Origin of the sequence: Fuerstiella marisgermanici (genome assembly GCF_001983935.1) — a bacterium.
Taxonomy (GTDB): domain Bacteria; phylum Planctomycetota; class Planctomycetia; order Planctomycetales; family Planctomycetaceae; genus Fuerstiella; species Fuerstiella marisgermanici.
In genome coordinates this window covers 4,335,533-4,355,834 of sequence record NZ_CP017641.1, presented here as the reverse complement: position 1 = coordinate 4,355,834, position 20,302 = coordinate 4,335,533, and the positions used below count along the sequence as shown (strand labels likewise).

11 protein-coding genes are annotated in these 20,302 nt (G+C 56.2%); 6 read left to right on the top strand and 5 right to left on the bottom strand.

All coding sequences use genetic code 11. The annotated features are described in order from the left end of the window. Position 1: 1 nt before the first annotated feature. The gene (gene nadE / locus Fuma_RS16305; RefSeq protein WP_077025063.1) at positions 2–1,966 is read right to left on the bottom strand and encodes an NAD(+) synthase; all 1,965 of its coding nucleotides are present in this window, start codon (positions 1,964–1,966) and stop codon (positions 2–4) included. A 241-nt stretch (positions 1,967–2,207) separates the two neighbouring features. Here nadE and Fuma_RS16300 point away from each other — a divergent pair, with 241 nt between their 5' ends. Continuing rightward, positions 2,208–2,750 (top strand): hypothetical protein, encoded by a 543-nt coding sequence (locus Fuma_RS16300; protein ID WP_145944211.1) that lies wholly within the window; start codon positions 2,208–2,210, stop codon positions 2,748–2,750. Positions 2,751–2,946: 196 nt separating this feature from the next. Here the strand turns inward: Fuma_RS16300 and Fuma_RS16295 are convergent, their stop codons facing one another. After that, positions 2,947–4,323: an NAD-dependent succinate-semialdehyde dehydrogenase gene (locus Fuma_RS16295; RefSeq protein ID WP_077025061.1), complete on the bottom strand. Its 1,377-nt coding sequence runs from the start codon at positions 4,321–4,323 to the stop codon at positions 2,947–2,949. A gap of 404 nt (positions 4,324–4,727) precedes the next feature. On the opposite strand from Fuma_RS16295, the gene Fuma_RS16290 reads away from it, so the two are divergent. Beyond that, positions 4,728–7,214 carry a response regulator gene (locus Fuma_RS16290; RefSeq protein WP_077025060.1) on the top strand — a complete coding sequence of 829 codons (2,487 nt, stop codon included), beginning with the start codon at positions 4,728–4,730 and terminating at the stop codon, positions 7,212–7,214. Between the two features lie 45 nt (positions 7,215–7,259). Here Fuma_RS16290 and ilvA read toward each other — a convergent pair whose 3' ends face one another. Continuing rightward, complete coding sequence (gene ilvA, locus Fuma_RS16285) at positions 7,260–8,783, bottom strand: threonine ammonia-lyase, biosynthetic (RefSeq protein ID WP_083732092.1); 1,524 nt, start codon at positions 8,781–8,783, stop codon at positions 7,260–7,262. A 170-nt stretch (positions 8,784–8,953) separates the two neighbouring features. Here ilvA and Fuma_RS16280 point away from each other — a divergent pair, with 170 nt between their 5' ends. The 4 genes from Fuma_RS16280 to Fuma_RS16260 all read left to right on the top strand — a co-directional run bounded on the left by Fuma_RS16280 (position 8,954) and on the right by Fuma_RS16260 (position 17,476). Beyond that, on the top strand, positions 8,954–10,375 hold the full coding sequence (locus Fuma_RS16280; RefSeq protein WP_077025059.1) for an FAD/NAD(P)-binding protein: 1,422 nt from the start codon (positions 8,954–8,956) through the stop codon (positions 10,373–10,375). Between the two features lie 441 nt (positions 10,376–10,816). Continuing rightward, positions 10,817–11,029 carry a hypothetical protein gene (locus Fuma_RS16270; protein ID WP_077025057.1) on the top strand — a complete coding sequence of 71 codons (213 nt, stop codon included), beginning with the start codon at positions 10,817–10,819 and terminating at the stop codon, positions 11,027–11,029. A 451-nt stretch (positions 11,030–11,480) separates the two neighbouring features. Beyond that, positions 11,481–13,559 (top strand): HlyD family secretion protein, encoded by a 2,079-nt coding sequence (locus Fuma_RS16265; protein WP_145944210.1) that lies wholly within the window; start codon positions 11,481–11,483, stop codon positions 13,557–13,559. A gap of 581 nt (positions 13,560–14,140) precedes the next feature. Further along, positions 14,141–17,476, top strand: coding sequence for a S41 family peptidase (locus tag Fuma_RS16260; RefSeq protein WP_077025055.1), 3,336 nt, complete (start codon positions 14,141–14,143; stop codon positions 17,474–17,476). A 342-nt stretch (positions 17,477–17,818) separates the two neighbouring features. Here the strand turns inward: Fuma_RS16260 and Fuma_RS16255 are convergent, their stop codons facing one another. Next, the gene (locus tag Fuma_RS16255) at positions 17,819–18,448 is read right to left on the bottom strand and encodes a carboxymuconolactone decarboxylase family protein (RefSeq protein WP_077025054.1); all 630 of its coding nucleotides are present in this window, start codon (positions 18,446–18,448) and stop codon (positions 17,819–17,821) included. A gap of 137 nt (positions 18,449–18,585) precedes the next feature. Then, positions 18,586–20,154, bottom strand: a complete 1,569-nt coding sequence (locus Fuma_RS16250) for a hypothetical protein (protein ID WP_077025053.1) — start codon at positions 20,152–20,154, stop codon at positions 18,586–18,588. Positions 20,155–20,302: the final 148 nt, after the last annotated feature.

Sequence of the window (20,302 nt, the reverse complement as noted above, 5' to 3'; positions counted from 1 at the left end):
ACTAATCCAACTGCGAGAGCTCATGCCGAAATCCGCCCGAAAGGATCGGGAACCGGCACCACGTACGGGGATCCAGGTTCTTGTCATCCACATGAAACGAAGGCGCGTAGCGTTCCCGCTTCCACTGGTTGCGGGACCATAGTCGAAAGAAGCGCTTCAGCCATTCGCTAAGCTGATCTTTCGGGATCTCGGGATGCTGTTCGACAAGGCATTGCAGGACTTCCGCCGGAGCCAGTTTGTCGCCGATCGCGTAATTTTCGATCTCATCCAGAATCGGATACGGCATCAAGTCGCCTTCGTCGGTCTGGTCATATTCCGAAGGACGCAACTCAGCGGTCGGCTGCTGTTGATTGACCAGCGACAGCGTTGGAATGGCGGCCACGCCTGCTGAGCCATCCGCCTCCATCACTTTCAGCCAATCACGAAGAAACGCCTTATCGATTCCGGCAATGGGACTCAACCCGCCAGACGTGTCGCCGTCCATTGTTGCATAACCAACGGCTGCTTCGGAACGATTGCTGGTGGAAAGCAGCAAAGCGTTTTTCAGATTCGCGAACATCCAGATGGCGGGCGAACGGGTTCTTGCCTGGATATTCTGCAGAGTGATGTCGTCGGTTTCCCATTTCAGCTCGCGGCCGATGGCACCTTCGACAACCTGCGTGTAGCCGGCGACCAGTCCGTCGACATCAAGTTCGTGATACGTACCGCCCACGCATTTGGTGACTGCTTCGGCAGCCGAGCGAGTGGTTTCGGAGCTGTTGCGAGTGGCCTGATACACGCCGGTGAACAGTTGCGACATGATCGCATCCAGATCGTTGGCTGCGGCAATACTTTTTAAGTAGGCAACTTTCTGAAGGAAGCCGTCGATGCCCAGATCCGCTGTTGCTCGTTCGACCATACAGCGAATCAGGCAGGCCGTCGCGGAAGAATCTGCGCCGCCGCTCATACTGACCACAAAGCCGTTGGAGTAGCTTTTTCGCATGTAGTCGAACAACGCCAACGAAATGGCCTGAGTGAATTCGCTGAACTCAGATTCCGCGCCGACATCCGCCGTGGATTTGTACGGCTGGTCAGGAGTTTCCAGCGTACCGGGGACGTGAGCGATTCGTTCCTGAACGTCGTCGGTCACGTCAAAAGGTGTGGCATGAACGGCCGCGCGGCGGGTGCGAGACAGGTCGATATCGACATCGGCGACCGTCACGTCGACATCGCGAAAACCAAAGCGTGGCCCGGCGGCAATCAGTTCTCCAGCCGAAGCGATCAACGCGCCGCCGTCATAAATTGCTCGGCCCGCTTCGTTACCCACCAGATTGGCATAGATGTAGCTGACGCCGAATGCTCGCGAGCCTTCCAGTACAAAGCGTTTGCGGATTTCGTGCTTGCCGAAGGCGAAATGGCTGGCGCTGGGATTCAGGATGACGTCTACGCCGCATTCGGCCATGCGGTTGCCCGGTCGCCCGGCCACCCAGGCGTCTTCGCAGATTTCGAAGCCGAACCGGACTCCGTCGCATTCGAAAATCAAATCACCAATCGGCGAGGCACTGCCATCGTGAGAATACTCGCTGATGGTTTCCGCCGGCCACGCTCGAAACCATCGAGGTTCATAATGCAATCCGTCGCCGGCCAGATGCTGCTTCGGCACAATGCCTACGATCTTACGATCAGCCGCGATGCAGGCGACGTTGTAGACGCCATTGGTGATGTACAAAGGCAGACCAATCGAAAGGATCATGCCTTTGGTCGCCGGAATGATTTTCTGCAGCATGTCCCACGCCGTGCGCCAGGTGTGGGACGAAACGAACATGTCTTCGCAGCCGTAACCGGTGATGCACAGTTCGGGCAGACACAGAACGCTCACGCCGTTGCTGCGAGCCATTTCGATGGCCGCCAGAATCCGGTCGGTGTTGCCTTCCCAGTCCAGAGGTGTCTGGTTCAGAATTGCGGCTCCCAGCCGAAGTCGTTTCATGTTCAATTTTCCCGATAAGTGCCAGCGAACCACGGCCCGAATCCTACTCACGCCGCCGCCCCCGCGACACTGTCCCGGACCCGGTTCAGGTGGCCAGGATCGTAAATTTCACGAACTGCCTGAAATAATCCAACCTCAAGGCGCATCGTCCAGTGTGCGAGTCGCCATGTTGGCCGATGTTCGTGAGCGTCGAATCAAACGCAAGCCTGTGATTTTGAGCCTGCAAGAGGAGAACCGTGGAATGACAATGTTTCGTAGTTTCATGTGCCTGACACTGATCGCATTGGTGTCCGGCGTCGGCGTAGCGGACGAAAAAGAAAAGACAGCGAAGGGCAAACGCGGTCGCAAGGAACCAACCGCGACTCAACGTTTTGTGGGCAAACTGGATCTGACCGAAGAGCAAAAAGTGAAGGTGGCGGAGATCGACAAGCAGTTCGCCACACGCACCAAAGAGTTGGCTCGCAAGAAGAAAGAATTGCTGACGGATGAGCAAATGAAGGCGCAGCGTGCTGCCGCAAAAACCGCGAGGGAAGCGGGCAAGAAGGGCGCGGAAGCTCGCAAGGCCGTCATGGCCGCGGTGACGCTGACCAACGAGCAGAAGACGAAGCAAAAAGAACTGCAGGGCCTTCAGAAGAAGCTGAGTGCCGAAGTCGTCGCGGAACTAAAGAAGGTTCTGACGGAAGAACAGCAGGCCAAACTGCCCGGTCAGAAACGTGGCAAAGGCAAGGCGAAGGATGGCGAGAAAAAAGGCAGAGGCAAGAAGAAAGCGGACGCCGCCGAATGATCATGCCGTCTGAAGATTGAACGATCGCAATTCAGCCGGGCCCTTCACAACGGCCCGGCTTTCTCACGTGAGGTTGGCACCGACTGGCTTGCGACTCACGCGGTAAGCGTCGGGCCGCGCGCAGATGCCTGTTAGCGATTTGCTGTTCCGCAAAGACACGAGCGCCGGACAGGCTGCTCAGGCATAAACGTTGGCTTCAGGACTTCTTTGGCCCGGTGTGAATCAACTTTCGGTTGATGAATTCCAAAATGCCAAGGTGTGAGAGTTCGCGACCGTAGCCGGAGTTTTTGATACCACCAAACGGCAACTCCGCCTGTGATCGCGTTGGCTGGTTGATGAACATCATGCCTGTTTGCACCTGCTCGGCGACGCGGCGCCCTCGTTCGGCGTCTTGTGTGTAAACGCTGCCACCGAGCCCATACGAGGAACGGTTTGCCAGTTCGATCGCTGCCGCCTCGTCTTTGACTCGGTAGACGCTGGCCACCGGACCGAACAATTCCTGATCGAATGTTGGCATCTCAGGCGTGATGTCGGTCAGGATTGTCGGATTGAAGTACGCTCCAAGCCGATCCGGTCGATCGCCGCCAAGTACAACAGTGGCACCGGCGTCGATTGTGGCCTGCACTTGCTTTTGCAGTTTGACGGCCGCATCTTCAGAAGAGAGCGGCGCCAGAGTTGTCTGTTCGTCTGCGGGGTCGCCCATTTCCAGTTGTGACATTTGCTGCTTGAATCCGGAAAGAAACCGGTCAGCGACTTCGTCCACCACAATGAATCGTTTGGCCGCCACGCATGATTGCCCCGCGTTAACGGTACGGCCTTTGACCGCCAGCGTGACGGCTTTCTCAACGTCCGCGTCGTCCAGCACGATAAACGGGTCGTTGCCGCCGAGTTCCAGGACGCTGCGTTTCAGGTTTTTTCCTGCCAGTGAGGCAACGGCCGCTCCGGCGACTTCGCTGCCGGTCAACGATACGCCCTGCACTCGTTTGTCGGATACGATCAGTTCGACAAACTCGGTCGGAATGAACAGATTCGTGTACACCCCATCCGGCAAGCCACTCTCCCGGAACAGGTCTGCAATGGCTTCGGCACATTGAGGAACATTGCTGGCGTGTTTCACCATTACGGTGTTGCCTGCCATGACGTTTGGTGCGGCAAAGCGGATGACCTGGTAGAACGGAAAATTCCATGGCATCACGCCCATGATGACGCCGAGTGGTTCGTGGCGGATGTACGCGTCTACATCGTCGACATCCATGGGCTGATCGGCCAGAAATGTTTCCGCACCGTTGGCGTAGAATTCGGCGATGTTCGCGCAGTAATTGATTTCGTAGCGACTTTCCGAGATCCGTTTTCCCATCTCCAGCGTGATCAGGTGTGCGAATTTGTCCACGTTGGCGCGCAGAGTTTCGGCGAGCTTAAGAAGGATCGTTTTTCGTTCGACAAAAGATGTCGTCTTCCACGTTTGATAAGCGTCGTCAGATTTCTCGATTGCCGCAGACACTTCGTCTTTGGTGAGCGGCGGATACATCTTGATTTGCTCGTTTGTCGCAGGGTTAATGCTGGCAATCGTCATAGGGCGTTTTCTTAGGATAATAGATGAAACTCGACCACCGGCCGCTGGTTGTTCGCCAACCAGCGCGAACGTTGACCCGTCAGCGACGGACGCTTGTGGACACGATGAGGGTTGCCGACTAAAGTCCGGGGCGTTGGGAACGACCAGTCCCAAACTTCCCTGGCATGCAAAAGTTGGGCCTTTCGGATGTCCTGCGCAGGGGCTCATCTTTCATTCTCTGCCAACGTAACTCGCAATTCAAATGATGCTTCAGCACGGTACAGGATGTGCTGCGACAATCAGGGCCGGGAGCCCCCCGTTCTGTAGCAAATTGCCGCCAGTTTTCACTGCACTCACTGCACTCACCGTCTCACGCGCTCGCGCTGCCAGTCCTGACAATTGCCCTTTCCACGCCGCTCGACACTATGACACCGCCTTCTTCGAGTCCCAATCCTCAAGTCCGCCGCGAGGACCGTCAGCGATTGGCTGACATCATTGAGACATCCAGCGACGCTATTTTCAGCAAACGTCCGGACGGCACGATTACCAGCTGGAACCATGGAGCCGAGCGGCTGTACGGATATTCAGCGGAAGAAGCCATTGGTCAGTCAGTCACGATGCTTCTTCCGGAAGGAATGGACGAAGAAGAGCCCGAAGTTGCGAACGCGTTGCAGCGAGGACTACGACTTGACCAGTTTGAGACCGTTCGGCGACGAAAGTGCGGTTCGCTTGTCGATGTGTCGATCACACTGGCGCCGTTGCGAAATCAGGCGGGCAAAGTCACGGAATCGGCCAGCATTCAACGCGATATCACTCACCGTCGCCAGGCTCAGGCCGAACTGCGGCAGGCGATGATTTCGGCCGAACAGGCCAGCAAGGCGAAAAGCGAATTCATGGCGAATATCAGCCATGAGCTGCGAACTCCCATGAACGCCATTATGGGAATGACCGATCTGGCGCTGAACGAGCCACTTAGCGAATCCGTCCGCGACTATCTGACCACAGTGAAAGATTCGGCGGACGCGATGTTGATTCTGATCAACGACATTCTTGATTTTTCACGGCTGGAAGCCGACGGGTTCGAACTTGATCCGGCACCGTTTGACGTTCGCCGCATGCTGGAAGAAACAATGCGTTCGCTGTCCCTGCGAGCTCATGAAAAGGGACTGGAACTGGCAGCACAGGTGCATCCGGACGTACCGTTGCGAGTCGTCGCGGACGCAGTACGCGTGCGTCAGATGTTGACGAACCTGGTGGGCAACGCTGTTAAGTTTACAGAAACGGGCGAAGTGGTCGTCACGGTGGAACCTGTAGACTACGACGCGGCTGATTCTTCAGACTGGGACGCGGGCGAAAGTGTGACGCTGCATTTCTGCGTGTCTGACACGGGGATCGGGATCAGCGAAAAAGACCAGCAACGAATTTTTGCACCGTTCACTCAGGTGGATGCGTCCATGACGCGGTCGTATGCCGGCACCGGACTCGGACTTTCTATCTGCCACGAACTGGCTCAGTTGCAGGGCGGTCGCATCTGGCTGGAAAGCGAACCGGGCGTTGGCAGTCGGTTTCATTTCACCGTCACTGTAGAAGTGGCCGCCGCGACTGACGCTCAGACTTCTGCAGATTCAATGCCCATCGACGCGCTGGAGGGAACTCGCGTTTTGATCGTCGATGACAATGAAACGTCGCGGCGCATCCTGGCAGAGATGCTCGAATCATGGTCCATGATTCCCTGTACGGCCGACGGCACTGAATCCGCCATTCAGCAATTGCAGGCGGCGGCGGAAGAAGGAGAAGGGTTTCCGTTGTTGCTGGTGGATGCGGTCATGCCCAACGCCGACGGAATCGAATTGCTGCAACAGCTTGAACAGTCGACTGAATCTGTTGGTGCCAGCATCCTGATGCTTTCGCCAGCTGATAAGCACCTGTTTCGGCGACGGTCCGATGGGCTTCGCGTCGGCGCGTTTGTCGAAAAACCTGTGTCGCAGTCGAGTCTGCTGAATGGGATTCGTGAGGCGATTGGTGATGTCGCCGTCGTGCGTTCGCCGGACCAGGCCATCGTCGCTGCACCGCGCAGTCTGAACGTTTTGGTGGCGGAAGATATTCCTGCCAACCAAAAAGTCGTATCCGCCATTCTAAAGAAGCGAGGTCACGACGTTACGATCGCTCATAATGGCCGTGAAGCGATTGACCTGCGCAAACGCGTTGACTTTGACGTGGTGCTGATGGACGTGCAGATGCCAGTGTTGGATGGGCTGCAGGCCACAAAAACGATTCGCGAGCTTGAACGCGGAACAGGCAAGCAGATTCCTATCATCGCCATGACGGCTCATGCCATGCGTGGCGACCGCGAAGCCTGTCTGGCAGCGGGAATGAATGCCTACGTTCCCAAACCGCTGGACGCGGACCTGCTGTTGCGAACGCTGGAAAAACTCGCAGCAGGCCAGCAATCATCGAAGAGCCAGCAGCTGTCGCTGGTTACCAAATCAGGCACGTGGCGGTACCGCAGTCGCACAGTTGAGCCTCCAGCCTCCCCCGAACCGCCCTCGCCTCCACAGGATCAAAAACCTGTCTGGAATGTCGATGTCGCACTCAAACGCATGGGAGATGATGCGGTAATCCTGGGCAGCATGGTCGATTACTTCTTCGAAGATTCGCCCGGATTGATGCAGCAGTTGGAGGAGTGTTTGCAGTCAGACAACCCAACCGAAGCGACTCGTCTGGCTCATAGTCTCAAGGGCCTGTGTGCGAACTTCGAAGCGACCGCGGCCGTCAAGGTGGCTCAGGAAATCGAAACGATGTGTCGCGACAATGAACTTGCCGATGCCAACGAACGGTTGCCACTTCTTCGATCCGAACTGGAAGCTCTAACCGCCGCGCTGGAAGTCTGGAAAAGCGAACAGGGAACGTAATCCGTCAGCGCCCCAAACGGATCGTCCCGGTTCTCTTAGCTGTCCTTAACGTAAAAAACGTTCGTACACCGGGTTCGTCGTTTCGTCGACGCAGCGGTAACCCAACGTATCGATGAACTCTCCGAATGCCGTCAGGTCATGCTTCGGAACCTGGATGCCGACCAGAATTCGGCCGTAGTCAGCTCCCTGATTACGATAATGAAACAGGCTGATGTTCCAGCCGGGATTCATCCGCGACAGAAACCTCATCAATGCGCCCGGTCGTTCAGGAAACTGGAATCGACACAGCTGTTCGTCGTTGTGCGAGTTCTGGTTGTGCAGCCGACTGCGCCCGCCAACCATGTATCGCACGTGTTGTTTTGCGAGTTCGTCGTCGACCAGATCCAATGCGTCAAACCCTTCAGCGGACAACGCCGCGCTGATTTCGGGGACCTCTTCACGATTGCGGATACTTAACCCGACCAGCACGTGAGCTTCACGTTCGTCGCTCATCCGATAACTGAACTCCGTCACACTACGTTGGCCGATCGTTTCGCATAGCCGTCGAAAGCTGCCCCGTTCTTCCGGAATCGTCACAGCAAACAGCGCTTCCCGTTCGTCGCCCACGTCCGCTCGTTCGGCCACAAAACGCAGTCGGTCGAAGTTCATGTTCGCTCCACACGTCACCGCCACCAGAACTTCATCTCGCAGATCGTGGTCGCTGACATACTGCTTTAGGCCGGCAATCCCCATCGCTCCGGCCGGTTCGAGAATGCTTCGAGTATCTTCGAAGGCATCTCGAATGGCCGCGCACACCGCGTCGGTATCGACCTTTACAAAGTCATCCACAAGCTGCTTTGTCAGCCGGAAGGTTTCTTCGCCGACCATCTTTACCGCGGTTCCGTCAGAAAACAGCCCCACGTCCTGCAGCCGGACGGGGTGACCAGCGGTGATCGCCTGAAGCATGGCGTCGGAATCTTCCATTTGAACACCGATAACTTTGATCCCAGGCCGCACCGCTTTGATATACGCCGCGACGCCGGATATCAGGCCTCCACCACCGATGGGCACAAACACGGCGTGGATCGGACGCTGATGCTGCCGCAGAATCTCCATGCCGATGGTCCCCTGCCCCGCAATCACATCCGGATCGTCAAACGGATGCACGAACACATAGCGGTGCTGTTGTTGCAGTTTGATCGCGTGGTCAAACGCATCTGTATAGCTGTCTCCGTGCAGCACGACGTGGCCGCCCAATGCTCGAACAGCGTCGGACTTTAGCTCGGGCGTCGTTTCAGGCATGACGATGTGAGCTTCGCAGCCCAGATGCAAAGCACTGAGCGCCACACCCTGAGCGTGGTTGCCGGCCGAAGAGCACACAACGCCGCGGGCAAGTTCGTCCGCCGACAGACGCGACATCTTGTTAAAGGCGCCGCGCAGTTTGAAGCTGTGGACGGACTGCTGGTCTTCCCGCTTTAGCCACACATGGTTGCGCAGGCGTTCCGACAGTTTCTTTGCCGGATCCAGCGGTGTTTCGACGGCCACGTCGTAAACATGAGCGTTCAGGATCCTTTGTAGATAGTCCAACATGCGAGTTTCAATACGTGGTGACAAACAAACGGACAACGCACGCTGTTTTCTCTGGACAACAATCAGGGCAACCGCGTCTGCCAAGCATATTCAATCGCAATCCCGCGTTCTATACTCCCGTCAATCTTGAACCCGTTCAGACCACTACCCCGGAAGCAAACTCGACGCGCATGAATACAACAGCCATCATCGGTGGAGGATTCAGCGGAACTCTGGCTTCCGTCAATCTTGTCCGTTTCGCAAAAAAGCAGCAACGCGTCGTCATTGTGAATTCCGGCCGGCCGTTTGGTCGAGGCACCGCGTACGGCACGACGCGGCCTGAACATTTGCTGAACGTCGCCGCGCGCAACATGTCTGCCTTTCCTGATCATCCGGATCACTTTTTTCACTGGCTGCGGTCAAGGTGCGAATTCGATTCTGTGCCTGATGCCGAACTGCGCGAAACATTCGTTCCCCGTCAGATTTATGGCGACTACGTGCGCGGTGTGGCGACTCACTTTCTCGGTTCCCACGATCCACGCTCGCAGGTCGAATGTAAGGTTATTGAAGACACGGCCGTAGACATCGAACCGCGCGGTGATGGTGGAGTGGTGCTGCTTGAAAAAGGTCAGCCGATCGAAGCGCAAAACGTCCTGCTGGCCACGGGCAACCAACCGCCCGCCGGTTTGCCGGGAGCCGAACGGCTGGCCAGCGATTCGCGATACGTCGGCAACCCGTGGAAGAACTGGCACGAAAGTCTGCCGAATGACGACGCTCACATTGTTGTCCTGGGGACGGGACTGACGGCGGTAGACGTCGTGGTGACGCTGCGCAAGAAGGGCTGGAATGGCCGCATTACAGCGATTTCACGCAACGGCATGTTGCCGCAGCGACACTTCCGAGGCATTCAGTGGCCCAGTGTGGTTCCCGATGACGGCCAGCACCGAAGTCTGCAGGAACTGTCAAAACTGATTCGTCAGGATTGCGAACGTTTGCGCGGCGTCAGCCAGAATCCGGCGATCGCCGTCGACAAACTACGCGGCCGAACTCAGGCTTTTTGGCAAAATTTGACCATCGAAGAAAAGCAACGATTCCTGAAAGAGTACGCTCCAAGCTGGAACGTGATCCGTCACCGCATCGCTGGCCCGATCCACGACGCGATTACCGATTCGCTGGACTGTGGTCAGCTAACGATCATTCCTGCCACGATTCAATCGCTGTCTGCCGAAGAACGGACGATCGACGTTTCGCTGATCGACACCAGTAGTCAACCACAAACAGTTCACGGCGACCTTGTAATAAACTGTACCGGCCCGAAGGCACGATTTTCGAATTCCGGTATCCCGTTGTATCAGCAACTGTTTGCACGCGGTTTAGCGAAACCGGATGACATGGATATGGGGATCGCCGTCGACAGTCATTTTGCTGTCATCGATGCGGACGGTCAGTCTTCTGCGTTCCTGCACGCCATCGGTCCCATCCTCAAAGGCACGCTGTGGGAAACCGTGGCGGTGCCCGAACTGCGAGCTCAAGCGATGCACGTCGCTCAGGCCATTCTACTGCAGCCACCCGTTCATATTCAGGACTTCGATACGATTGAGTACTGCATTTAAAGCAGTCTACTTTTTGTTGTGGACGGTTCGGGCTCGTGAGAAACAGCCTTCATCGTCCGAAACGCATGTTCCGCGAGCACAAGTCGGCGAGATTCGCGGTAGGCGGTCTTAAAGTCGCCATCCCCCGTCCACTCGCCATCCCTCCAGTTTTCCGGATGCTCCGACTGTTGGGTGTGGGCAAAAGATGCCGGTACACGTCGGTTTGCTGCGCCTCCTGCGGTGTGCGGGATCCGGAATGTATCAAAGGCGGGTCTGCCTTCATTCCGATACTGAACCCTGCAGAGACTGATGGTGACGCGGTTTTCGGAATGCGTCACTATCCCGCTCTGCGAAAGAAATCGTTCACGACACGAATTCTTTCCTACCGGTCGAAGCACACGCTGAACGCATGCGTTAACGACGTTCAGGCCGAAATAACCCTGGAAACAAGGACCAATCACGATGTCTGAAGAAACCATTGACGCAGTCGACGATCAGGAATTCGAAGAAATCTGCAGCGACGAAGTGGATCGTGTCGTTGAGATTCTTGACAGCCTGATCGAAAACACACAAAGTGAAAACATCAAGCATTTTCTGGAAGAAGCGTCCAGCAACATCTACTACCTCGTTTACGAAGACGAGAGTGAAGACAGCAGTCTGGAACAGGCGGCATAGCGGTTTTCGAACCGACTGACGCTACCGGCGCAGTGAAAAGCGAACTCCAAAAGGCTCGATGTTGCAAACGCAGCGTCGAGCCTTTTTTTGTGCGCTCGCTATTCCACTGCCCGTGTCCTGGGCTCCCTTTTCCCGCGCAGGGTTGGAAGACTCACGCCTTTACCAGGGTACAATCACATCGAATAGGCGAATTGGGATGGTTTGGTGCCTCGGCGAGCTGACCACTGGAGCGATCGCGGTCGCGCCGATGTTGCTCTGATGACTGGCTTATGCAACACTCCGCACTAAGAGGTAACAGGCCGTAAGCCGATATTCCGCCTGCACTTCCGTTGGATTAGGCGGGATTCTGCGTCTGTTTACGATCGGTCACCCGTACATCGCGAAAATGCTGCCAGTCGCGCTGGGTGGAACAAATTCGAACTCGACAGTCTGTCGAAGCGTTGGAACTGCAATGTCTGAAAACGGTGGGTCATCCGAAGATAATCTCAAACGCGTGCGTGAACGAGTCATGCAGTTGGCTCGGGAAGTGGAAAAGATGTCCGGCGAGGAGATTCCGCCGAACATCTTCTTTCAGGAATTTCTGAACCGCGTTGTGACTGCCATTGGCGCTCGCGCTGGCGCCGTCTGGATGATTGGCGACGGCGGTCGTCTGTCGTTGGCGGCTGAAACCAATCTGGAAGAAACTGGCCTGCGCGAAAAGCCGGGCGCAATGCAGATCAACGAAAAGCTGCTGGTTGATGTGCTGCAGACGGGCGAAGCCAAAACGTTGATGCACGGGCAGGGCGTCGACCTTCCGACTGAGCACGTTATGGTGCTGTCGGCTCTGCATAAAGAAAAAGACTGCGTCGGCGTTGTGCAATTGTTTCAACGCACCGATGTTCCCGAAAAAGCGCGTTCCGGGTACATGCAGTTTCTGGAACAAATGTGCGGCTACGCTTCGCGCTACATCGAAGGCAAACGACGCAACGCCGCTCTATCGGCCGATCTAAAGAGCAAGTTCTGGACAGACTTTGAACAGTTCACTTTGCGGATTCAACGTTCGCTGGAAGAACAGGAAGTCGCGGACGCATCGGCCAGCGACGGTCGCCCTTTGCTGGGCTGTGACCGCTTCAGCGTGGTCACGAAAAAGGGCAGCAGTGTCAAGGTTCGAGCGGTCAGCGGTCAGACATCCGTCAACGCGCGAGCAAATCTGATTGTGGCGATGTCGAAGCTGTGTCGTCGCGTGATCGACATGGGCGAAACGCTTCTGTACGCCGGGAAAATCGAAAACCTGCCTCCGCAAATCGAAAAGCCACTGGCCAACTTCGTGCAGGAAAGCGGTTCGCGCATGATCATGATCGTGCCGCTGTTCCAGAACGAAGAAATGGTCCGCGAACAGGGCGAGGACGCCGAACGCAAACGCAAAACGAAACGTCCGAAAGCGATCGGTTGTGTGGTTGTCGAACAGGTGGCGGAATCAGAACCCGCGCCCGAACTTGAACAGCGAGCCGAGCTGCTGGCCGACCACATCGGCGCTGCCATGTGGAACTCACGAACGCACGGTCGCATTTTCGGAAAGTCGATCTTCAAATTCTTCGGGCAGGTGTCTGAATGGTTCCACGGTAAGAAGCTGGCCATTACCACAGCTGTGCTGCTGGCGCTGGCCGGCATAGTCGCTGCGATGACGTTGATTCGGTTGCCGTATCCGGTGGACGCCGATGGCAAGCTAATGCCCGTCGAACAGCATGCCGTGTTTGCGACCTGGGACGGTGAAATCCGTGACATCCTTATTCAACCCGATGCCAATGGGGACTTTCGAGTGGTCGCGGATCAGCCACTGTTGATTCTGGAAAATGATGATCTGGCGAAGGAAATCAGCGACGCCGAAAGTGAACTGAACAAGCAGCTTGAATTGCGCGAACAGATTATGCGAAGTCAGGCGGGACTGAACACCGAGCAGCAGGCCGATGAATGGAATCGGCTGGAAATTGAAAAGATCACCAACCAGGCGGACATCAGAATCGCCAGGGCTCAGGTTGCCAAACTCAAAAAGCGGGCGGAAAACAAACTGACCGTGCGAGCTCCCGCGGCTGGTGTGATTCCCGACTTCAAACGGCTCGACATACTGCGCAACCGGCCTGTGCGAGCGGGAGATCACCTGTTCGACGTGATGAACGATTCTGACGAAGCTCCGTGGCATCTGGAATTGCTGGTCGAAGAAAAACGCATGGGCCATATTACGCGAGCTCTGCAAACGCAAAACGAAGCCAGCGGAGATCCCAACGCGGTCTCACTCGCAGGCGACTTCACGATGGTCAGTTTGCCGTCATCGAAATTCACGTGTCATCTGACCACTATCGCAACGAGATCCACCACCGACCCGGAATTGGGCACCGCGTTCGAAATGATCGCCGTCGCCGACGAAGAAATTCCCGTCCGCCGCATTGGCCTGGAAGTGACCGTTCGCCTGCATTGCAACGAATGTTCGCTGGCCTACTACTGCTTTGGCGACGTGGTGGAATTTGTGCAGCGGGAACTGTGGTGGTTTTAGGATCTGTTTCTTAGTGGCCCGACTCTCTGAGTCGGAGTGCATGCAGTAATGCAGCGAGAGTTGCGCACAGAGGACTCGGCCTGACACACAGTTGGCAAAAGTGACTTCGAATTGTGAAACTGCGATTGGTGGGGTTCCGCCCAGCGGGCGCAAGTACGTAGCCGTCGGCGTGAGCCGACGGAAAGTGCGTTTTTCTGTGCTTACGCCCCGACGGGGCGACAGCAAATCCAGTGGCGGAAGCTGCTGTCGCCCCATTCGGGGCTTGTGTGTCGCTGTTGTCGCATTCCGTCGGCTCACGCCGACGGCTAGGTGCTTCGGCCCTGCCGGGCCAATCGCATCCTGCAACGCAACAAACTGTCGCGTTCGCAAATTGGCGAACCGTTCTGGTTTTTGGTCCGTGCATCAGGCCTTTCCAAAACATTGCTCCGCACGATCTCAACTTGTTGTGAGAGCCGATCGAGCGAAGCGAGACCGAGGACGGGCACGCGTCACGTTTTTCTTTCGCATTTGCCGCTGCTGAGCCGCTAGGATAACTTTCCTGTTGTCCCACCCGGCATACTCGTACAAACGGCGAATGCTCCATGCGAAGTCTTCTTCTGCTGTTGGCCACCTGCGTATCTATCACGACGACGACGGCCGCCGACCACCTGCAACTTCTGACGGATCCCGACCTCTCACCGGACGGCAAAACGCTGCTGTTCGTCCATCGCGGCGACATTTGGCAGGTGCCGACCAAAGGCGGACAGGCATCGCGAGTGACTCATCACCCGGCCGCTGAACAGGAGCCGCACTTTTCGCCCGACGGAAAGCGAATTGCGTTTGTCAGCGATCGCACCGGCAGTCGTCAGGTCTTTGTGATGAAGCGAGGAGATCTGGCGCCGCAGCAGTTAACGCATCACACCGAAGGGTTTTCGCTGCAGGGCTGGTACCCGGACGGGGCTTCTCTGTTGACGCTTGGTAGCCGCGATCACTATTGGAAGTACAGCCAGCGGTTCATGAAAATCGACGCGGCTGAACGGTCTACGGAGCAACATCTGTTTAACGGTTACGGCACGGCGGGACAAATTAGCCCCGATGGTTCGGGCATGTTGTTTGTGCGCGAAGGTGAACGTTGGTGGCGGAAGGGTTACAAAGGGTCTCGGTCGGCTCAGGTGTGGCACTACGACCTTCGCGAGGAAAAGTTTTCGAAGTTACTCGACCTGCCGACCGGGTGTTTTTCGCCCGTCTGGCAACCGGACGGTGAAGGCTTTTACTACTGCGGGTCGCAGAAAGCGGAAAACGGAGCTCGTAACCTTTGGCACTATGACATGCAATCGAAGAAGTCGCAGCAGATGACGCACTTCGATGACGACCTCGTCACCGATCCGACGATTTCTGCCGATGGAAGCACGATCGTGTTTTCACACCTGTTCAATCTGTACCGGTGGAAGCCGAAGAAGGACGCTCCGCCACAGGCGATCAAGATCACCGTATCTCGGGAAGACCTCGCCGACGACATTCATCGCCGAACTCTAAAAGAAGCCACCGACGCCACGTTTAGTGATGACGGCCTCGAAGTCGCGTTTATTTCCGGTGGTGACTTGTGGGTTATGGAAACTGAACTGTGTGAACCCGTGCAAGTCACTCACACGTCTGAATTTGAGTCCGATCCGATCTTCATCAACGATGGGGACGCGATTGTTTGTGTGAGCTGGAAGGATGGCGAACCTGATATCTGCAAAATCCAGCGCACGGACGATTCCAAATATTGGTGGCAGAATCAGGACTTCTCGACGAGGTGGTTGACGGAAGACGCGGCTCTGGAATCCGATCTGCAGGCCAGCCCTGATGGTAAGTCACTGGCCTACATTCGTGAACGAGGCGACTTGTGGATTCGCAATCTGGAAACGGGTGAGGCCACTCGATTGGTGAAATCGTTCACGGCTCCGGACTACGATTTCTCGCCCGACGGTCAGTGGATCGTGTACGACAAAACGGACGATAACTTCAACACCGACATTTGGATTGCCCCGGTGGATCAATCTTCCGACCCCGTCAACATCTCCCGGCATCCGGACGACGAATCGGGCCCTCGCTGGTCGTCGGATGGCAAGCTGATCGCTTTCACCGGTCGTCGAGCCGACGACGAAGTTGATATCTATTACGTGTGGCTGACTGAAGAAGACGCAGACACCGACACGCGCGATCGCAAGCTACAGAAGGCTCTGAAAGCGCTTGAGAAATCCCGCGAGACGCTTCTTAAAGACAAACCGAAACCGGATTCGAAGTCAGAGAACGAAACAGAAAAGAACAGCGAAACCGATGGCGACAAACCCGAGAAGCCGGAGGCCAAAGACAAGCTGAAAGAATCGGCCGAACGCCGCGTTCCCGTCGTCCGCATCGACTTCAAAGATATTCATCGTCGCTTAAAACGCATCTCAAACGCCAACGCGGGCGAGAAGGTGCTCGGCTGGTCTCCGGACGGCAAGAAGCTAATCTTTTCAGGCAGCGTTGGCGGCGCTGCGGGAACGTATTCTGTCGAATTTCCAGACAAGCTAACTCCGAAGAAAATCACCAAAGACACGGGCAGCATCAAGGGCTGGCTGAAGTCGCCCGATCGCATGCTGTGGCTGTCATCCGGCATCCCCGGACTTCAGCCGCTTTCCGGTGAAGCAAAGAAGTACACCTTCAACGCGCGGCAGGAACTAAGCCGGACGGCTCGTTTGCAGGCGGGCTTCGATACCGCATGGCGGATCATGCGTGACTGGTGGTACGACGACAATTACGGCAACCACAACTGGAATCAAATTCGCCGCAAGTACGGTGCGGCGGCCGCAGCGGCGGGCGATTTAAGTTCCCTGGCACGAGTCATCCAGTTGATGCTGGGAGAACTGAACGGTTCGCATCTTGGCTTCTACCCTGGCGAATCACTGACCCCGGAACTGAAAGGCGGAGATGACTGGCGCCCAACGACCTCACACCTTGGCGTTCGCTTTGACAGCAAATTCAAGGGGCCGGGGTTGAAGGTCAAAGATGTCATTCCTGAAGGTCCGGCGACCGACGATTCCAGCCGGATCGAGCCTGGTGAGGTCATACTGGCGATCGACGGAACAGCAGTGGATCCCGCCTTCGATTTGACCAGAGTGCTGAATGGGCCGCTTGATCGAGACATCGCGTTAAAGGTCAAGGCGGCCGGAAAGAATGGCGCGACTCGCGACGTCACGCTGCGGCCTACCAGCTACAGCCTCGTGCGTTCGCTGTTGTATCTGAAGTGGCAGGACGATAACCGCAAACTCGTGGCGAAGAAGGCGGACAACATCGGCTATCTGCATATTCAGGGGATGAACTGGACCAGCTTTCTGGACTTCGAACGAGAGCTTTACGACGTCGGCTACGGCAAGGACGGAATCATTATTGATGTCCGCGACAACGGTGGCGGCTCAACCACTGACCACCTTCTCACGGCGCTCACGCAACCTCAGCACGCGATTACGATCCCTCGCGGGGGCGGAACCGGTTATCCGCAAAGCCGTATGGTGTACGCGACGTGGAATAAACCAATTGTGGTGATGTGCAATCAGAACAGTTACAGCAACGCCGAAATCTTCAGCCATGCGATCAAGAATCTGGGGCGCGGCAAACTGGTGGGCGTTCCTACGGCTGGCGGCGTGATTAGCACGGGGATTCGCCGAGTCATGGATGTGGGAGCGATCCGGCTGCCGTTTCGAGGCTGGTATGTCAAAGCCACCGGTGAAGACATGGAACTAAACGGCGCGGTGCCGGATGTCATAGTCTGGCCGAAGCCCACAGAAATTCCGTCGGGGAGAGATCGTCAGCTGAACAGGGCTGTGAAGGTGTTGCAGCAGGAGATCAAAGACTGGAAAGCGGAAGAACGTCCGCCGCTGATCCGAGCCACAGAACGTGCGAAGAAGAAATAGCGAGCGATGCGGCGAGTATGCACGCAACGTTTATGCTCACTCGCGATGCGTTGTAAGAGGTCTCACTGTAGATCCTACAGTGAATCTCGCTGACTTGGGGCCGAGGAACAGGCGTTTCGTGCTTGCTGTCAGCGGCGATCCGTGCCATGTCTGTCAAGAATTGATGTGTGCCCAGTGGCACACTGCGTCAAGACTTGGCTGACATGTGACTAGCTGGACAGCTCCACCTTTGGGCACTGGGCCGTGTTTTTGGTAACCCGAAGTATAAGCGAGGTATTCGTCGCAACACGATCCCTTGCTTACACTTCGGGTTACCATTCGCACCAACATGGCGCTGTCCAGCTAGTTTACGCCGATGGATCGCAGAAACTGCGTGCCGGCGATCATTGTCGCTGCGCACTGGATCGCTTCGTAAACGGCTTCGTCCGCGACGTCCAGAGCTCGCGCTTTGGCCACGTGAGCTGACGTGCAGGGTTTGCAGGCGTTGATGTCGCTGAGAGCCAGGTTGATGAGCTCGACGGTTTCTTCGTCCAGCGACGTATTCTGAAACGTGTGAGCTCGCAGCCCCACGCCCATGCCTTCAAACACGTCGCTGCCGCTGATGTCCCGGAACTTGAACAACACGTTGTACATGGAATTGGTTGAGCCGACGGCCAATGCTTCCGTCAATTCCTGTTGAGAAACGTTCTTCGATTCCGCGAACTCTTTCAGGAACGAGATCCATGTTTGAGATCCCGCCTGCCCTGCCACGGCGAAGGCGATCAGCAGTTTGCGTTTCTCACCGAGCTTGCCTTCAGACAGGACGAAGTTGCGAAAGTTCATGAAGAAGTCGTGAACGAAGGCAGGCACGTTCGCCATGTAGCGGAAGATCTCAGGCACTTCTTCAACACCAAGAACCTCCTTGATTCGAGAAAATGCATGCACGGCTTTGTCAACGGCATCAGCTTCGGCAACAGGACTGACAAACGGCATTTTGAGCTCTCAGCTTTTTCTTCGGGGGACAAACGGATTGGTGAGCAAACAGCAACCATGCTGCAGACTTCATTTTAGCACTCGATTGTTCAACGTACATCCGACGGCGGGCGTGAGCGATTAAAGTAACGGCGGCTTTAACGAGCGGATTCATCCGCCCCGGGTTCCGGACGGATCAGTTCGAAATATTTGCGAATGGTCTGCCGATGCCCGGGCGGGATGGATTCGTGTTCCAGCACGGCTTCCGACATCTTCTGATACTTTGTGAAGGCTTCCTGAGCCAACCGCTGCGCCTGTTGTTCGCTGGCTTCTCCGGCGATCGTTTCTTTGTCTGAATCGCCTGCTTCCGTGAGTTGTCCCGTCAGCCGCGCCATCTGCTTTTGGCCGTCCAATCGAGTCTTCTCACCATCAATATTGCCAGCCGCCTTCGCCCCGGCCTTGCGACTTGCCGCGCCGCTTTGGCTATCGGATTTGCCTTTGACCAGGTTCAGCCCGGTAGCATCCGCTGCCGCGCCGTTGCCTTCGCTATTGCTGTTGGCTGCGAACTTCGTTTTGGCTGCGGCCAGCTGGTCGGATTTCCTTTTGAGCATCTGATTCATGCTCTTGGCCAGGTCATGCGTCTTGATTTTTGTGGCCAGTTTCTCTGAAGCTTCAGCCGTTTTTGCGGCATCGCCAGCTTTCACCGATTCGGCCAGTTCGTCCAGTGATTCGCTTAGCTTTTTCAGCCCCTTCTCTTTTGCCGACAACGCCGCATCGGAAAGTTTTTCTGCTGTCGGACGCGATTCTGTCCGGTCAATATTCTCGGCGTCGACGTTTTGCAGAGCGTCCGCCGCCTTGGCCAGAGCTTGCTGTTTCAACGAATTCGCCGCAGGTTTGAATGCACTGGCAGTGTCCAATGCGTCGGCCACATCGGCGAGCGACGCATCCATGGCTTCGATGTTCAATTCTGACATCATAGACTGCATTTTCTGCTGCATGGCAGACATGGTTTTTAGCGATTCGCGAACTTCAGCGTCCGGCTGATCCAGCTTCGTCAGGTCGCGTTTCAATCGGACGACCAGATCCTTCAGCGGTTGCAGACCCGATTCTTCGGCGAGTTGGTCGATTTCATCAATGCGGTCACGGATTTCCGTTGCGGCTTCTTTCACGCTGGCAGAACGTACGGTCACCGCAGCCTTCAGTGGTTGGTTCGCGTTCGGCAGTAGCACGGTCCCGATGGCCACGACTGCACAGCCAGCAGCCCAAAGTATGGCGCGGGGCATTTGCAAAGGTACAACCTCAACGGAATTCACCGTTTGAAGATGATTGACCGCGTCTGCGACCTGCAGTCTCGCCAACGGTGCTGAAGTATTGCCACTTAGCTGTAGAGCGGTTGTCGTTCGATCTTTCCAGCCGTAGTGCTGATCGACTTCTGCCGCCGCTAACTTCCAGCCCAGCCGTTCGACAATGCCCCAGACCGCTCCCAGTAGGATCCCGCTGCAGAATACGATCGCGAATAGTCCAGCGGTTTGCGGTGCTGTTGTCTCTGGCCAGTCAATAGTAATGCGCAGAAAACCCAGCAACAGACACAACGCGCCGCTCACAGCAGCCCCGATCGCAGTGCGCGAATGAATATTGCGCCAACGTAATCGACGTTTAACGGGCGACAGCAGTGTTGTGATCTGTTGTGACATAGGTTGCGGAAAGGCCAGGCTCTGTGCCGTCATTCGAAGTTTGGCAAGGAACTCGTGAGCCGCAAGCTGCTAGCCGCGGGTTTTTCGTTCCACCGGCGGCTAGCGCGTTGCCGCTCATCAATTAACGGGCAGAGCCAGGCGATTTCGGTTGGGTTGCATACAACGCGGTGGCCACCCAATC

Excerpts from the sequence above, each read along its gene's own strand:
- Fuma_RS16260 (WP_077025055.1), top strand. The coding sequence starts at position 14,141 with ATGCGAAGTCTTCTTCTGCTGTTGGCCACCTGCGTATCTATCACGACG.
- Fuma_RS16295 (WP_077025061.1), bottom strand. The coding sequence starts at position 4,323 with ATGACGATTGCCAGCATTAACCCTGCGACAAACGAGCAAATCAAGATG.
- nadE (WP_077025063.1), bottom strand. The coding sequence starts at position 1,966 with ATGAAACGACTTCGGCTGGGAGCCGCAATTCTGAACCAGACACCTCTG.
- Fuma_RS16280 (WP_077025059.1), top strand. The coding sequence starts at position 8,954 with ATGAATACAACAGCCATCATCGGTGGAGGATTCAGCGGAACTCTGGCT.
- Fuma_RS16255 (WP_077025054.1), bottom strand. The coding sequence starts at position 18,448 with ATGCCGTTTGTCAGTCCTGTTGCCGAAGCTGATGCCGTTGACAAAGCC.
- Fuma_RS16250 (WP_077025053.1), bottom strand. The coding sequence starts at position 20,154 with ATGACGGCACAGAGCCTGGCCTTTCCGCAACCTATGTCACAACAGATC.
- Fuma_RS16265 (WP_145944210.1), top strand. The coding sequence starts at position 11,481 with ATGTCTGAAAACGGTGGGTCATCCGAAGATAATCTCAAACGCGTGCGT.
- Fuma_RS16300 (WP_145944211.1), top strand. The coding sequence starts at position 2,208 with ATGACAATGTTTCGTAGTTTCATGTGCCTGACACTGATCGCATTGGTG.
- Fuma_RS16290 (WP_077025060.1), top strand. The coding sequence starts at position 4,728 with ATGACACCGCCTTCTTCGAGTCCCAATCCTCAAGTCCGCCGCGAGGAC.
- Fuma_RS16270 (WP_077025057.1), top strand. The coding sequence starts at position 10,817 with ATGTCTGAAGAAACCATTGACGCAGTCGACGATCAGGAATTCGAAGAA.
- ilvA (WP_083732092.1), bottom strand. The coding sequence starts at position 8,783 with ATGTTGGACTATCTACAAAGGATCCTGAACGCTCATGTTTACGACGTG.